The sequence below is a fragment of the Oscillibacter acetigenes genome, from assembly GCF_025567605.1.
GTDB classification, from domain to species: domain Bacteria; phylum Bacillota; class Clostridia; order Oscillospirales; family Oscillospiraceae; genus Oscillibacter; species Oscillibacter welbionis.
The window spans coordinates 122,519-138,536 of the sequence record NZ_JAOQKG010000007.1 but is presented as its reverse complement, the minus strand read 5'-3'; the positions used below and the strand labels follow the sequence as shown (position 1 = coordinate 138,536).

The 16,018-nt window shown below is 55.2% G+C and carries 15 protein-coding genes; 4 read left to right on the top strand and 11 right to left on the bottom strand.

The annotated features are described in order from the left end of the window. The 4 genes from OCV80_RS14565 to OCV80_RS14550 form a co-directional block, all read right to left on the bottom strand. Positions 1-465 (bottom strand): TlpA family protein disulfide reductase (locus OCV80_RS14565; protein WP_267288522.1); only part of this gene is annotated, 465 nt, incomplete at its 3' end. Next, positions 462-1,328: a 4Fe-4S binding protein gene (locus tag OCV80_RS14560; protein ID WP_267288521.1), complete on the bottom strand. Its 867-nt coding sequence runs from the start codon at positions 1,326-1,328 to the stop codon at positions 462-464. The genes OCV80_RS14560 and OCV80_RS14565, both read right to left, overlap by 4 nt. Then, positions 1,321-1,452, bottom strand: coding sequence for a CD1871A family CXXC motif-containing protein (locus OCV80_RS14555; protein WP_256264661.1), 132 nt, complete (start codon positions 1,450-1,452; stop codon positions 1,321-1,323). The genes OCV80_RS14560 and OCV80_RS14555 overlap by 8 nt, the downstream gene beginning before the upstream one ends. A 1-nt stretch (position 1,453) precedes the next feature. Beyond that, complete coding sequence (locus OCV80_RS14550; protein ID WP_267288520.1) at positions 1,454-2,164, bottom strand: hypothetical protein; 711 nt, start codon at positions 2,162-2,164, stop codon at positions 1,454-1,456. A gap of 147 nt (positions 2,165-2,311) precedes the next feature. On the opposite strand from OCV80_RS14550, the gene OCV80_RS14545 reads away from it, so the two are divergent. The 3 genes from OCV80_RS14545 (at position 2,312) to OCV80_RS14535 (ending at position 5,209) form a co-directional block, all read left to right on the top strand. Continuing rightward, entirely contained in the window at positions 2,312-2,992 is a 681-nt protein-coding gene (locus tag OCV80_RS14545) for a response regulator (protein ID WP_267288519.1), read from the top strand. Then, positions 2,989-4,134 (top strand): sensor histidine kinase, encoded by a 1,146-nt coding sequence (locus OCV80_RS14540; RefSeq protein ID WP_267288518.1) that lies wholly within the window; start codon positions 2,989-2,991, stop codon positions 4,132-4,134. The genes OCV80_RS14545 and OCV80_RS14540 overlap by 4 nt, the downstream gene beginning before the upstream one ends. Positions 4,135-4,684: 550 nt before the next feature. Further along, entirely contained in the window at positions 4,685-5,209 is a 525-nt protein-coding gene (locus OCV80_RS14535; protein ID WP_136891223.1) for a hypothetical protein, read from the top strand. Between the two features lie 217 nt (positions 5,210-5,426). Here OCV80_RS14535 and OCV80_RS14530 read toward each other — a convergent pair whose 3' ends face one another. The 7 genes from OCV80_RS14530 to OCV80_RS14500 all read right to left on the bottom strand — a co-directional run bounded on the left by OCV80_RS14530 (position 5,427) and on the right by OCV80_RS14500 (position 13,917). Next, the gene (locus OCV80_RS14530; protein WP_025543626.1) at positions 5,427-5,963 is read right to left on the bottom strand and encodes a macro domain-containing protein; all 537 of its coding nucleotides are present in this window, start codon (positions 5,961-5,963) and stop codon (positions 5,427-5,429) included. A gap of 13 nt (positions 5,964-5,976) precedes the next feature. Continuing rightward, positions 5,977-7,371 carry a Na+/H+ antiporter NhaC family protein gene (locus tag OCV80_RS14525; RefSeq protein WP_021747956.1) on the bottom strand — a complete coding sequence of 465 codons (1,395 nt, stop codon included), beginning with the start codon at positions 7,369-7,371 and terminating at the stop codon, positions 5,977-5,979. Positions 7,372-7,639: 268 nt separating this feature from the next. Continuing rightward, complete coding sequence (locus OCV80_RS14520) at positions 7,640-8,827, bottom strand: amidohydrolase (protein ID WP_119311717.1); 1,188 nt, start codon at positions 8,825-8,827, stop codon at positions 7,640-7,642. A 10-nt stretch (positions 8,828-8,837) separates the two neighbouring features. Then, a complete protein-coding gene (locus tag OCV80_RS14515; protein WP_267288517.1) occupies positions 8,838-10,082 on the bottom strand; it encodes an L-cysteine desulfidase family protein in 1,245 nt (414 codons plus the stop codon). A 139-nt stretch (positions 10,083-10,221) separates the two neighbouring features. Continuing rightward, positions 10,222-11,439, bottom strand: coding sequence for a hypothetical protein (locus OCV80_RS14510; RefSeq protein ID WP_021747960.1), 1,218 nt, complete (start codon positions 11,437-11,439; stop codon positions 10,222-10,224). Positions 11,440-11,537: 98 nt separating this feature from the next. Continuing rightward, a complete protein-coding gene (locus OCV80_RS14505) occupies positions 11,538-12,704 on the bottom strand; it encodes an amidohydrolase (protein ID WP_021747961.1) in 1,167 nt (388 codons plus the stop codon). A gap of 70 nt (positions 12,705-12,774) precedes the next feature. Continuing rightward, entirely contained in the window at positions 12,775-13,917 is a 1,143-nt protein-coding gene (locus tag OCV80_RS14500) for a M20 metallopeptidase family protein (protein WP_256264663.1), read from the bottom strand. Between the two features lie 1,807 nt (positions 13,918-15,724). Between OCV80_RS14500 and OCV80_RS16650 the strand changes: the two genes are divergently transcribed. Further along, positions 15,725-15,952 carry an IS66 family transposase gene (locus OCV80_RS16650; protein WP_119311719.1) on the top strand — a complete coding sequence of 76 codons (228 nt, stop codon included), beginning with the start codon at positions 15,725-15,727 and terminating at the stop codon, positions 15,950-15,952. Positions 15,953-16,018: the final 66 nt, after the last annotated feature.

Below are 16,018 nucleotides of genomic sequence, written 5' to 3'. Positions count from 1 at the left end.
CACGATGTTTCCCTCGCCGTCCACGATATATGTAGTGGGATAGGTGGAAATATCCGCAACGAAGTCCTTGTAGAAATCGCCCTCCGGATCCGGAGAGATATTGTGATAGGTCACGCCCTTTTCCTTCAAAATCTCCCGGGCCGTGTCCAGCTGCTCCCGGCTCTCGCCGGAGTCGGTACCCACACCGATGAGGTTGATGTTTCGCTCTTTGAAATCCTGATACAGCTCCTCCAGTTCAGGCATCTCGGCGATGCAGGAACCGCAGCCATTGTTCCAGAAATTGACGATGGTGGCGTCATAGTCGGCGAAAATGTCGCTGGAGATCTCATCGCCCGCAATGTCCACCTCGGAAAATTCCGGGAAAGGTGTCTTGGACACCAGGGCGTCCTCTTCACCGGAGCTGCAGCCGGTCAATGCGGCGGTCATCAGTACCGCCGACAGCAATAGGATCAGAACACGTTTCATGTGGCAGTCTCCTTCTTCTCTTGTATTGTTTTGATTGAAAATACCCTGGTGATGGCCCCATGGGGGCAGGCAGCCGCACAGTCCCCGCAGCGGATGCACTCAGCATGGTTGGGCGTCTTGAACACATCCACATCCATTCTGCACGCATGACTGCACGCCCCGCAGGCGGTGCACCGGCCCGAGTCCACCTGCAGGCGGCAGATGGAAATTCTGTTGCACAGCCCGTAAAAGGCCCCCAGCGGGCACAGCCACTTGCAGAAAGGCCGGTAGAAAAACACCGCCAGCAGAGCTGTCCCCAGCAGGATGCAGCTCTTCCAGGTAAATAGTCCGCCCAGGCCGGCCCGGACGCCGGCATCGGCCAGCGCCAGCGGGATGCCGCCCTCCAGGATGCCGGCGGGGCAGATATACTTGCAGAAGAACGGGTCGCCCATTCCCACCTCGTTGACCACCGTCATAGGCAGGACAATGACGAAGAGCGCCAGAATCCCGTATTTCAGATAGGTCAAGATGCGGACCCGCCTGGTGCTGAACTTTTTTGCAGGGATTTTGTGAAGCAGCTCCTGGAACCATCCGAACGGGCACAGAAAGCCGCACACCCCCCGCCCCAGCAGCGCGCCTGCGAAAATGAGGAATCCCACCACATACCATGCAAACTGGAACTTGGAGGAGCCGATCACCGCCTGAAGCGCCCCGATGGGGCACGAAGCTGCCGCGGCCGGACAGGAGTAGCAATTCAGCCCGGGGACGCAGACGGCCTTCAGGCCGGTCCTGGAGATCCTTCCATGCAGGAAGTTCATCAAAAAGGGGTTGGAAGCCAGCGTGGCCCCCAGCTGGATCTTCCAGCGATGCTTGTTTTCAGCCAATGCCCACACACTCCAAACACAGGTTGACGCCCTTGTGCAGGACCATGTCCGCTTCCCCGCGCCACAGCCCCAGTCCAATCATCAGCAGGGCGGCTGCCAGACAACAGATCGTGATCTTTCTCATATCAGCCCATAGCCGCCATAGCGGCGCCGCCCTCTGCCGCCGTCCCAGACTGGAACGCGGCGTTCCGGCTCATCTCCACAAAGGCGGCCGCGGACGCAGGCAGCTCCTCTGCGTCCACGGCGGAATACCATGCAGAGAGGAATGCTCCGTTCACATACCAGGAGGCGACGTTTGGCATCTCCCCGTCCTCCACCATGCTTCTGTTGCTGCCCACAGCTGCTGCCAGAGAGTCGTTGTAGAGGATGACGGGGAAGGGTGCATCGGCAAACATCTCGCTGCCGGTTCCGCTTTTGGTGCAAACCAGGATTTCCGCCCCATTCTCCGCAACGCCCCCATATCCCTCCGCCAGTGCGTTATAGAAGACCTGCGTCCCCTCCGCTTCCGGATCCAGGAAGGCAAAGAACACCACATCCCCCAGCTGTTCCCGGGTAAACGCCTCTCCGGACAGGGTGGTCGTGGCAAAGTCGCCCACCATGTTGCTCTCTGTTTTGCTGGCGGCGGGAACGCTGTTCTCCTCATAATAGGCATCCACCCACGCCTGATCGACCCAGCCCTTATCCAGGGCGTCCTCGATGGTAAGCGTACCAGCCTCGATGGATTGTTCCACGTCCTCCTGACTGGGCCGCTTCTCTTCGCAGGCCGCCAGGGACAGGGCCATGGCAGCGGCCAGACCCAGCACGGCCAGCTTCCGTTTGTTCTTGCATCGCTTCATAAAAAACCTCCTTGCCGCACCTGCGGCGGATTTTGGACAGGAGGCATTGTAGCATGGAAAACGTAAATTTCCTGTCAAGGCGGTCTTGATGGAAATTTTATCTGGATGTGCTATAATAGCCGCACATGGAAAAGGGCGGTGAGTGGGATGCGGATTTTGGTGGTGGAGGATGAGCGTCTCCTGTGCGACGGGATCGCGGAGGATCTGAGACTGGAAAAATACACGGTGGATTGCTGCTACGATGGTGCTGCGGCCTGTGAGCGGCTGTTTGTGGAACCCTATGATCTGGTGGTCCTGGATCTGAACCTGCCAGGCATGGATGGGCTGGAGCTGCTCCGGCACATCCGGACGGAACAGCCGGAGCTGCGGGTGCTGATTCTTTCCGCCCGGTCACAGCTCTCAGACAAGGTGGCAGGGCTGGATCTGGGCGCGGACGATTACCTGACCAAGCCGTTCGCCCTGGAGGAATTGGAGGCCCGGGTGCGGACGCTGCTGCGCCGGGAATTTCGTCAGCGGGAGTCCCTTGTACAGGTGGGCGCGCTGACCCTAAACACCGTGACCCGGGAGGTCTCCGGCCGTGGGGAACCCCTTCCCCTGACGCCCCGGGAATTTGCCATCCTGGAGCATCTGATGCTTCACCGGGGATGCTGGATCAGCCAGGAGGAGCTGATGGAGCATATCTGGGAGGCGGATGCTAACCCCTTCAGCAACGCCGTGCGGATGCACATCTCCTCGCTCCGGAAAAAACTGCGGAAGCGGCTGGGCCATGATCCGATTCAGACCAAGGTAGGCCGGGGCTATCGCCTGGCCGGAGAGGAGACGGCATGAGGAAACCGATGTCCCTGCGCCTGCGGGTCACTCTGCTCTGCGCAGCCCTGCTGACGCTCTGCTGCCTCCTGCTCACTGTGACTAACAATTTTTCGGCCATCCGGATGGCCGACGCCATTCAGGCGGTGCCGCTTCTTCCGGCGCAGCGCGCAGAGCTGGAAGACAGTGTCAGCCTGCCCATGGCGGAACTGCATATCAGCGATACGATCCAGCAGGCTCAGGGGGCGTTCCACATGCAGAGCCTGCTGTCCATGGTTGCCATCCTGGCGTTGGGCCTGTTCCTCATATACCGGCTGGTTGGAAAAGCCCTTGCTCCGTTGGACACACTCACTTGCCGGATCCGGGAGCGGACGGCTGCGGATCTGGCGCAGCCCGTTGAGATCCCCGACAGCGGGGATGAGGCGGCCGCACTGGCCCTGGCGTTCAATCAGATGTCCCAGCGGCTGAACCAGGTCTTCGTCATGCAGAGGAACTTCTCCCGCAGCGCGGCCCATGAATTCCGCACACCGCTGGCAGTCCTGAAGACCCGAATCGGCCTGTTCCGCAAAAAGCAGGACTTCCGCCCCCAGGCCACACTGGAGCTGCTCCAGATTGTCGAGGGGGAGGTGGACCGCTTGTCCGCCATGGTGAGCGAACTCTTGGAGCTGACCAATCTGGAGCGGGCATCCCGCGGAGAGCGGCTCTCCTCCGGCCAGCTGATCCGGAGCGCCGCGGACCAGGCCGCCCCCCAGGCGGAAGCGCGGAGCATCACCATTTTGGTGGATGCCGCGCCCTGTACCCTGGCCGGAAATGCAGAGCTGCTCCGGCAGGCGGTATGCAATCTGGTGGAAAATGCCGTCAAGTATAGCCCGGCCGGCAGCGTTGTACACATCGCGGGCCACCGGGATGGGGAATGGTTCCAAATCGTGGTTGCCGACCAGGGACCCGGCATCCCGGAATCGCTCCGCCAGCGGATTTTCGAGCCCTTTTTCCGGGTGGATGATTCCCGCTCCCGACAGCTGGGCGGTGCCGGACTTGGACTGGCACTGGTGCGGGCCATCGCGGAGTTCCACGGCGGCGCTGTTTATGTGGAAAAATCCCGGGGAGCGGGAAGCCGATTCGTCCTGAAGCTGCCATGCGAACAGGATCCTCCGCCGGATTGAGATCCAAACTGACGTCTTTTGTCAGACGGGATCGGCGGAAACGCCTCGCGGCAGTTATTTTCATGCCCCTGGCTGTGGGCAAGCTGCCTTTCCGTGCGCCGCCCCCTGGGGCTCAGCTTTTGGGCGGAAGACGCTCTGCGGAGGGAACCGCCGTCCGGAAGCCTGCCACCGACACGTGGCGGGGCAGTCTGCGTACAACGTTTGAAGATATCAGCGTCTCTGCAAACGCAATTCCCGTTGCCTCTCCATACAGCCCTGTAATCTGTGCGCCACTTACAGCAGGAAAGCACCTGAAATCTAAAGATTTCAGGTGCTTTTTGCTTCTCAGCGGACAGTGCGCATCTGTTTTGGGCTTCGCACATCAAGTTTCCTGCGGATAGCAGCAGCGAAGCCCGCATGACGCCCGCATCTCTCCAGGAAAAATGTGCTTCCGGCACACGCAATTCTCCAATCGGCCCCTTAATAAATGCTGACAGTTCGAAAGGATGTATACCTCCAGATCCGTCAGTTGGTCTGCCGGGCTGTTTTCCCCGTGATGGGCTCCTGACTTATGATTGATGCGGCCCATGACGATCTTTGCCATGCCGCTGACCCTTGCGTATTCCGCGATCTGCACCGCAGGAGCCGTCCCGTACACCATGGAAATCTGCGCCCCCTGCTGCTCCGCCAAGTGCAGATTGCAGCGCAGTTGCTTTATATTCCCTGTGGTAAAGAAATTTTGCAGGACCTGTTTGGTCTGGCGTTTCCGACAGACTTTTCCCACCCGAAGAAGCCTCTCCACATCCCGATGCTTGGTATGCCGGCACCCCTGGGTGTTGTTGTGCGCCGCTTCATCCACCAGGACAGTTGGAATCTGGTCAATATCAACCCTCCCGGAGTTGAATGCCGCGGTATTCGTTTTTCTTATTCAGCAAGACCTCCCGTCCGTTCAGCAGGGACAATGTATCCGGTCTTACATGCGGGGCTCCACATAGCCCACCACCAGATCAGCGCCCTCTTTCTGCGCCTGATGCGCCGCTTACGACAGGGCATACGTTTTGCTCACGCCGGCCGCATAGCCAAAAAGGATTTTTAGCCTCCCCGGAGGATCCTCCGCTTCCGGATCGTGTGGGAAATTCGCGCATTCATTGTTTGTCCGTCCCCTATGTACTCACCCTCCCACAACTCGTCATAGAATCAATACCTTGTCCCGTTATCGTATCACGCGTAATACTACCAAACCGTGAATAATGGCGTCATGATCGGAAGATAGAATTGGGGCGCTCCCACCAGCAGGAAAACGAGCGCCAGAATCATTTGGCGCTCGTTTCATAACTGTGTGTATCGTCCCATCCCAAAATCCGTTTGGCCATCAGATAGATTCCCGGCTTGTAAAGGACCAGAACCACATCCAAGGCAGGACTCCGGCGTATAAAGTCCGTAATCGCTTGGCCGGCAATATAGATTGCTTCTTCTCGTGGGATGTGATATTCTCCCGAAAAAATAAGTGGAAACGCAATGCTTTTGCATCCGCTGGTCACTGCCCTTGTCATGGCGCGGCGGTAGCAGTCTGCCAGCAGTAACCGCTCTCGCTCCGCGCCTCCAAACCAGCCAGGTCCGGCCACGTGAATAATATAGCGGGCCGGCAGCCCAAAGGACGGCGTCATCACAGAATGTCCGATAGGACAATGGCCATGACGTCGGCAAGCCTCCTCCAGCTTTGCACTATCCGCTGCGGCGAAAATTGCCTCACAGATCCCCGGCGTACGCTTCAGTTCTGTGTTTGCAGCATTTACAATGGCATCCGTGGCAATATTTACGATATTTCCCATCCAAAGATGATACGGCATAGGTCTTCCTCCTTTACAGCAGAGCACCGCATACCAGATACCCCAAAGCGGAAATTCCGCTGGCACACAGCGCATACGGAATCTGAGACAACGCATGATCCATGTTCTCGATCTTACAGCAGCTGGATGTCAATACCGTGGCATCGGAATAGAAGCAGGCATGGCTGCCGAGCGTGGCGCCCGAGACAATCGCCCCCATGACCAGGAGCAGATTTGTGCCGATGCTCTCCGCCAGCGGCAGCAGGATTGGCGCAACGATGGCCGGAATCCCCCACACGCTGCCTGTACTGAAATTCAGGATCGCCACCACCAGAAATGTCACCAGAGGGAAGATCACGGCATTGACATGGGGCTGCACCAGGGTAATGATGTAATCGGCAATCCCGATATCGGTCATTGCCTCCTGCATGACAAACGCAAAGAAGATGATGGCCACCGTGGGAATCATGTTGCAAAAGCCGTGCATCGCCAGATCACAGAACCTGGAAAAGCTCATTTTGCCTCTGGGAATATAGAGTACAAAGCACACTGCAATCGCAGCAACCACGGCCAGAAACAGCTCTCCGGAAATGATTGCCAAGATAATCAACACGCCCACCGGCAGGATAAAGTCCATGAGGCTGCCCTGTGTCTGAAATTCCGACTCATCCTCCTCGTTGAGCGGTGCGCTCTCCGGCGAATAGACCTTGCCGGTCTCCTGAAGGCGGCGGTAAGCGGTCCGCATCCGCCCCAGCTTGGGAACAACGCCAACGATAAACAGCGGCACGATGATAACCGCTGCGATGGCGTAAAAGGCAAAGGGGATCACGTGATAGAATGTCTCTATCGCCGTTCCATAGCCCAGCTCCGCAATCCCCGGCTGCGTGAAAAATAGCCCGGAAAAGAAGATTGCCCAGGTAGAGAACGGCAGAATGGCACACACCGGCGCGCCGGTGGAATCGATGATGTAAGACAGGGCCTCCCGGGGCACACGGCGTTGGTCGGTCAGTTTTTTCATGCAGGTGCTCAGTGTCATGATATTCAAATAGTCATCCACAAAAATAAGAATCCCCATGATCCAGGTGACCATCATGGTGGACCTTGGCCCCCGGCAGAGCTTTCCAAGCGCCCTTGTAAATCCCAGTGTTCCATGGGATTCTCCCAACAGCGTAATGAGGCTGCCGAACAACGCGCACACCAAAAAGACCCATTGGTGCGAATAATCTGTCGCCACGCGGAAAAAAGCATCCATCCAGTCGGTGGCGATGTGAGACAGTGCATACACTCCCTCGGACGGGATCCGTGCAGCGCTGGTAATCACATAGGTCAGCAGAGTTCCAAAGATCAACGGTTCCAGAGTCCGCTTTGTTTTCAGCGCAAAGGCAATGACGAACAGGACGGGGATCAGTGTCCATATTCCATATTCCATGAGTACAACCTCGTTTCTACCACAGTCGCATTTATTGGAGTGCTTCTGGTGCCCGCTAAAGTCATAATAGAGCACTTCCGATGAAGATAGTGTTAGTTTCCCGGCTCTGGGATAAGGAATATATTAAGAACACCATTTGATTGAAATGACAAAATGATAGGCCGGCATTCCAGTCGATGGAATGCCGGCCTCTACTGTACAGCGGATATTCCTTTCCGGGCATTTTCTGAGTCCGGAATGTCCCCTGCGCAATTCATCAGCTGCCAGTTTATTTGCCACGCTCCAGATAGTCTGCCGCAAACTGCGCATACAGTGCGGCCCCCCTCTGCAGCACCGGCTCATGGACTGTATAGCGGTCGTTGTGGTTCCCCACCGTCATACCGAGTTCCTCATTTCTCGTTCCAAGAAAACCGAACACCGCTGGAATCTTATCGGCAAAGAAAGCAAAATCCTCACTGCCCATCATCTGGGGAAGTTCTTTCAAACACGCTTCCCCATAGAGTTTCACAGCTGCGTCATGGGCGATTTTATTCAACTCTTCATCATCGTTATAAAGAGAGTTTGCATAGTAATCATATTCAACCGTGGCAGTCGCGCCAAAAGCCTTGGCTGTGTTTTCAGCAATCCGCCGCAGCCCCGCTTCAATCTTCATACGGAATTCTGCGTTATAAGTCCGGGTGGTTCCAAACAGTTCCGCATGGTTTGCAATAATATTATACCGCTGTCCGGCGTGCATCTCTCCGATATTTACTACCAGCGGGTTTAAGGGGTCGTTCGTTCTGGAGACAAATGACTGGATATTGCTGACAATCGCTGCGGCAGCCAAAAGTGCGTCCACACCCAGATGCGGCTGTGTCCCATGGGCGGAAACGCCATCTACCTTGATTACAAAGTTATCCACACTGGCCATGCGGGGCCCCGCCTGCACATTGATGTATGGCTCCTCCAGTGTCGCCCACACGTGCTGGCCCATAATGGCATCCACGCCATCAAGGATACCCGCTTCAACATAGTATTCCGCACCGTGGCAGGTCTCCTCCGCAGCCTGGAAAATCAGTTTGACGTTGCCTTGCAATTCGTCTTTCGTCTCCATCAGCATCTTTGCCGCACCGAGAAGCATGGAGATATGGCAGTCATGGCCGCAGGCATGCATGACGCCCTTATTTCGGCTTGCAAAGGGCAGGCCTGTCTTTTCCTCTACCGGCAAGGCATCAATATCCGCCCGGAGAGCCACAGTTCTGCACGCCTTTTCGGCCTTTCCCCCCCGCAGCATCGCACATAATCCGGTATGGTCCGGGAAGCGTTGGATCTCGGTATAGCCCATTTTCTGAAGCTCTGCCGCAATATGCTCTGTGGTCTGGACTTCCTCGAGGCTCAGTTCCGGGTTCTGGTGGCACCATCTGCGCTGTTCCACAATGTAATCCAATGCCTGTTCAGCCAGTTCTTTATAGTTCATAACAGTCCTCCTATTTCTGAAGAAGCATCTCCAAAATCAAATCATCACATTTAGAGGAACCCTCATTCCCAAGCCGCACGAAATTTCTGATCGTTTCTTCCGGGTCTGTTTCTACAATTCCATCTGTCGCTTTCACGCTTTCACTCCGAAGGGCCATAGCGGCACATTGGAAGGCGGCAAAGACACAGGTGCTGATCTTCAAGGCGCAGTCTGCCTTGGCACCGTCACAGAGCATTCCGCTCACATTCCCAAACATATTGTTTACAGCAAATCCGATCTGCTCCAGCGTGCCTCCTTGTAGATACACCAAGCCGCAGGCTGCGGCGGCAGCGGCAATGGTCGCCCCGCAGAGCCCGGAGAGCGGTCCGAAATCCGCGTGGATATGAATCGCCATCAGGTTGCTCAGCGTGACAGCGCGAAACGTTCTCTCTTCATCAATACCAAGACTCTTCGCGGCAGACAAGATGGGAACTGTTGCGGTAATGCCCTGATTGCCGGATCCGGAATTTGTGATGACCGGGGCATTGGCTCCCGCCATTCTGGCGTCCACCCCGCTGGCAGTCATGGCTACGGCATCCATGACAACATCGTGCCCCATCAGCCCCGCTTCCTGATTGTTCCGGATACCATGGCCGATATTCAGTCCGTAATCACCCGCTGCGCCCAGCTGCGCGATATGCCCATTGACTTCGATGGCCTCTTGGATCATGTGTAAATCATCCTGTCGGCGATCCATCGTCTCCACAAATTCATAGATCGTCCGGATATTCAGCGTCCTGCTGATCTGCTCCGGCGTGATATCCGTTTCCATCGTCTGCCCGGGCAGCTCACAGCCCACCCTCTGGTGGTCCCGCTCCACAAGGATCACATTGGTATGCGCTCCCTTAATAATGGCGCGGGACTGGTGTTCTTTATTCACCAGTTCAACTTCCACATACAGCTTGTCCGGATCAAACGCCCTTCTCACGTCCACATATCCATTTTCCACAAGATGGGCCGCTCTTTCAATGTCTTCCGGGCGGGCGTCATCCACAACCCGGAGCTGGCGGTCCACCGCCCCGCACACAGCACCCAAAGCAGCTGCATAATTTATTCCAGTATAGTTCGTTCCGGGTATCCCCGCAGACATCGCGTTCTTGATGATATTCGCGCTGGCCCTGACCTTGATATGCTCCAGCTCTCCATCCAACTGCTCTCGGGCAATGGCGGCTGTCAGCGCAATCGCGGCAGGCTCTGTGCAGCCGGTGGCCAGCATCATCTCATGATTCAATATTTGACAAATCAGTTTCCGATTCATAGCGATACGCTCCTATTCTATGATCCCAACCAACATTTGATTCTACAAAAGCGGAACACTTCGTGTCCCGCTTTTGTAGATGATATGGCCTTTACAATCAGAACATTTTGGCAAATACGCTTGCAATGATAACGGACGTGATCGTCACAGTGGTAAAGCCGCCGACAATCATGGGCGGGAACATCTTGCTCATCAGATATTCCTTTTCCTCCGGGGTCGCCGCCAGAGCGTTGCAGGTGTTTTCAGTGATAATTGCATTGGGCGGGAACCCATACAGGGCAGTCAATGCGGTGGCAAAGGCCAGCAGGAACGGGATCTTCAGTATTTTTGCGCTGACGAAGCACAATACCGCCATGCCAGCAACACCGACAACAATCAGAATGACCATCGGCCCGATGATGCTGCCCAGCATCTGGGGCGTGCAATCCTTCAGGCCGTCAAAGATATACATCATCAGAGCGAACATGACAATGCCATAGGAATTGCTTTTATTCAGTGCGTTCTCATCCAGAAAACCAATGCTGGTGAAAATAATGCCCAGAACCAGCGCATACACAGCGCCGCTGATCGTCATGTTCAGGCCGGGGATGACAACTCTTCCCAGCTGTGTGGCCAGCCAGGCCACGAATCCCAGCTTGCCCAGCATCACCACAACAGAATTCCACTTGGCAGGCGTGGGGGGCAGCAGTTTCTTGCGCGGACTCTCGGTGGTTTCCAGCTTTCCGTTGACTGCATCTACCGCATTTGAAACGCCGGCAACCGACACACCGCCGTTCCGGTATTCTTTCAGGAGCTTTTTGCCCTCCAGCTGGAGGCAGACCGCCGTAAGCGGATACCCCGCGAACCCCTGGACGCAGTACATGGCGATAGCAAACACAGCCGCTTCCTTGAGGCCGGCAGCATTGGCCGCCTCCATCATCGTCGTTGCAGCCACGATGCCTCCGGTGAGAGGAGGCAGTCCCGCGACAACAAAGCTGCGGTCCATGAGCAGGGGGCAGACGAACAGTGCCAGGACGCACATACCCGCAAGTCCCGCAAGGCAGACCACAATGGTCTTCCACTGCTCCAGCAGCTGCTTGATGCTGATCACGGTGCCCATGTGCGTAATCAGCAGATAGATACCGATTGTGCTGCCAAAGGGAATCAGTACGGCGTCGCTGATCAGCGTAGTGGGAAGGACTGTCCAGTAGCCCACCAGAATGATAGCGGCAGTTACGAATACCGATGGAATCCATGCTTTTGTTGCCGTGGAAACGACCTCGCCAATGATGTACACTGCAGCGCAGAGCACAAACGCTAGTGCAAAGTTATACATGTCTTTTCCCCCTCTTTACTTATTCAGCACATATTTCGGCGGCAGAACTGCCTCCTTTCATGGTTTTGCATTCTCCCACCCAATATGAGTCTGACCAATTACTGTGCGTTGAAATCCATTGCCACCTGCGCATAGAGCATGGCGCCCTTCAAAAGCTGTGCCTCATCCACGCAGAAATTGCCGGAATGGTTTGGCCAAACGGCTCCGCAGGCCTCGTTTCCGGTTCCCAGCAGTGCGATTGCTCCCGGCACCCTCTGCATGAAGTAGGAGAAGTCTTCGCCGCCGGTGGTAGCCGGATTGGATGCGAGGCAATTCTCACCCAGGACAGCAACCGCGGATTTTTGGGCGATGGAAACCACCGCCTCATCATTGACAGTGGGCGGCACGATACGCAGGTACTCCAGCTCTGCCTCAGCGCGGTAAGCCTCGGCTGTGCCTTTGATAACTCTTTCCATCCGTTCCTCAAAGGTTTCCCACACCTCATTGCTGAAGCAGCGGGTGGTTCCTGTCATATAGCTGTTCTCCGCCACTACATTCCAACGGGTGCCCGCCTGGATCGTCCCTACGGTAACGACCGCCGGGTCCATAGGCGAGATCTCCCGGCTGACGACGGACTGCAGGTTATTGATGATGGCAGCCGTTACAACAGCTGCGTCCACACCCCGCTCCGGCTGTGCGCCGTGGCACCCCTTTCCCTTCACAGTGATATGGAATTCGTCTGCCGACGCCATCCGGGGGCCGGCTTCCAGAGAAACCATGCCGGACTTCACATCTGTCCACACATGAATGGCAAAACATGCGTCCACGCCGTCCAAAGCGCCCTGCTCAACCATGGACTTGGCACCCAGAGCTACCTCCTCCGCAGGCTGGAAAGCCAGTTTTACCGTGCCGCACAGTTCTTCTTTCATGTCATGAAGGATGCGGGTGGCGGTCAGGAGCATCGCAATATGGCAGTCATGGCCGCAGGCATGCATAATGCCCTCGTTTTTGCTCGCATAAGGCGCCCCGGTGGTTTCCTGAACCGTCAAGGCATCCATATCTCCGCGAAGCAAAATGGTCTTGCCGGGCTTTGCGCCTTGAATGGTGACCAGCACACCCGTCTCCAGCCCACAGGGCCGCCAGGAAACGCCTATCTCGTCCAGCGCCTCTTTGATTGCCTTGCTGGTGTGATATTCCTTGGTGCTGACTTCAGGATGCTGATGGAAATAGCGGCGCTTTTCGATCAGATACTCTCCGTATTGGGCGGCGACCTCTTGCACATTCATAACAATTCTCCTTTTCTCGCGAATTTTTTCGCTTTAAATGGTTAAATCATTTTGAACTTTCCAAATCTGATTACTTCAGGAATTCCAGAGCAATAGAAACCAAGGTCCTGATGCCTGCCGGCATAACATCCTCCCGAACCGCACACTTGGGATTGTGCAGGGGCGCCAGCTCTCCCTCGTGTCCTGCATAAAGCATCAGATAGGCGCTGGGGATACCACCCAGCTTTCCATAGAAGCTGAAATCCTCACTGAAAGGCATTGGATCGGGCATGGGGACCACCGCGTCCTCACCCAATTCCTTTCGGACCGCGTCAGCGGCAAGATCCATCAGCTCTTTGTCATTGAAAGCGCTGGGATATCCGTCGGCATAGTGAATATGTACTGTATTTCCGGAGGCGGCCTCGATACCTTTTGCAATTGCCTGGACCTGTTCCTTAATCACGCTTCGCACACTTTCCGAATACGCTCTAGTCACGCCGCCAAACTTGACCTCCGCCGGGATCACATTGGGCGCGTCGCCGCCATGGATGCTCCCCAGGGAGAACACTGCCATCTCCATAGGGTCCACCCGGCGGGCGACGATCTGCTGCATCATCACGATCATCTGGGCGGCAGCCAGCACGGGGTCCGTTGTATTCTGCGGCTGAGAGCCATGTCCCCCTCTGCCGGAGACGGTGAAGTCGAACAGGTCCACGGAAGTTGTTATGGGCCCGATGTGGAACCCAACCTGTCCTGCCCGGTGGGCGTCCGGCAGCACATGCATTCCATAGATCGCGTCCACATGGGGGTTTTCCAGCACGCCTTTTTCCACAAGCTCCTTGGCGCCGCCAGGTAATGTATCTTCGCTATGCTGGAATATCAGCTTGACACAGCCCGCAAAACGCTCTCTCATTCCGCACAGGATCTTGGCCGCGCCCAGCATCATGGATGCATGCATATCGTGGCCGCAGGCGTGCATAATCCCCGGATTCTCACTGGTATACGGCAGTCCGGTTTCCTCCTGCACGGGCAATGCGTCGATATCGCAGCGCAGTGCCACACAGCGGCCCGGGCCTCTGGCTCCATGGATCAACGCTACAACGGCGGTTGGTACAGGCCGTTCGATTGCATCAACCCCGTATTCCTCCAGCTTCTTTCGAATCAGGGCCGATGTCCTTACCTCGTTTCTTCCAATCTCAGGATGGCGGTGAATATCCCTGCGAATCTCTACCATCTCCGGGAAATATTCCTCCGCTCTTTCTTTTATCGTACTCGTCTCAAATTTCCTCCTTCCTGCATGGCTTCCGGAAGCCATTGTTTGTTCAGCATGGTTTCTATGTTTGCTTCGCAAACATAGAAACAGGGATCCCTGTTTCCGACAATACGATATTGCTTTAACTATACTTTATCTATAATAATCCTAAACCACAAAGTATATCAAGTCAATATTTTTCTCCTGACTTTTCCTGACTCCAGCATTCTGAGCACTTCCTTGTTAGAGTCGGAGACCCTTTTCCGGGTCTTGTTGAACGCATCATGCTTTTTGTCTGCCTTGACGACGGCCGCTTGTCTGGAGGTGTGCCCTTATCCCAAAAATATCCTATATCCTATCGGCGGAAAGCCAGAAGCGCACTGACACAGGCGGCAAATTTCCACATGGCGAAGGTGCTCTGACGCCCGATCAGATACTCAATGCAGAATGTAGTTGCAATATCCGCTCATCGTACGTCCATCCAGCGCACGTTTCCAGGCGGTCAGGCCCATTGGTCTTGCTGCGGTCTGCATTGGTGCAAATGATCTCTGCCCCACCGCGCCCTGTGACGGCGTAAAAGCCCGCAGAACTTATTTTATACCACGGTATAGAAGTCCCGTACGGTGGCGCCCGGCACAGATGTCAATGATCTGCTGCCAGATACGGCGCTCACTGGTCCGAATGGAATTACCTCCGCTCCAGCGGTTTTAAAGGAGCCGATGCTGAAAGTAGTCCTACCCTGCCTGAGGCGTTCATCACCCAAGGCAAAGTTCTTGGTTCATTACTCTTTCAGTTCACTGGTGGCCCAAATGCGGATGTGGGCGGCCCGCAGCGATGGTCCAGGTTGTAAAAGCGGGCTTCCCTCGTTTTGGTCTTTCTATCCATCGCTCCGTAGAGCGTGCTTGTTACATTTTTGCAACAACTCCTTTGTCCTGCAATTCGCCTTTCTGGACGATATTAGTTTCCTTTCTGAGAATGGCTTGGAATGGCGAGAAGGAAGATAAGCTCTCACTCTTAAGTTCACGAACGTGATATTATAAGAAATAGTATTTGCATTCGCCCCGCAAAAAGCCGTTGCACCGTGAAAAGCCTTGAGAATACTGAATTTTTTGCCTTTTAGGACACTGGAAAACACACTGATTTTCGGTGCTGTGGTGCCCAAATTCCTTGCGGCGATATAAAACCACACAAGCAAATGTAAAGAAAAATCAGAATTATCGAGGGTAAAAGCACTCCCTGCTTTTGCCCTCTTGACTGCCGCACGAGCAGAAGCATTCGTACTTGTCAGCGGCGGGCGGGTCCCGTTCATCTTGACTATTGACAAGCGGGAATGGTTCTGCTGTCTCAGGATTTATGCAAACCTCAAAAAAGCGGCAGACCACTGCGGGCAGAACTCTGCGGCGAAGGTCTGTCCCAGACTGTCCGGGGCATTCAAACCGCCCTTCATGCAGCACTGAATAAAGCGGTGGAGGAAAACGGATTTTCTGTAATCCCTCAGATGGGTGTAATTGGAGCAACGGGTGATATTTGCTGCATCCCATAAATTGGGTGATATCCTACGCCACCCATGTCCGCGCTGGTCTTAGAGGGCTACTGGGCGCACGCCAAAATGAAATTTGACAAGTGCTGAATACTATAAAATTTCTCCTACAGCCATCATAAGTGATGTTGTACTCGGCTTTTCAAGTTAGATCAAGTGTTGGCGGAACTGACACCAGAGGAACGGAGTAAAAAGCGGTTGGAGCAGACAAACCCGGTTTTAGACGCACTGTAGTCATAGACAAATGAGATGCAGGTGGAAGCAGCACCGAAATCTGCAATGAGAGGAGTTATCCATTATCTGCTGAAGCAGTGGCCGTACCTGATCCGGTATCTGGAATACGAGCAACTAGAAGTGAGTGCCAACCGCGCCGAGCATAACATAAAGTCGTTCATAATGAGCAGGAAGAATTGGCTATTTATCAATACGAATACGCCCGCTGGTACGCAGACCAGCGCAGTTCCACAGTTTCATTGAGCCAGCAAAGGAAAACGGCCTTGATTTGTACCGGTATCTACTTTGGTTTCAGAAAAGTGCGCTGGT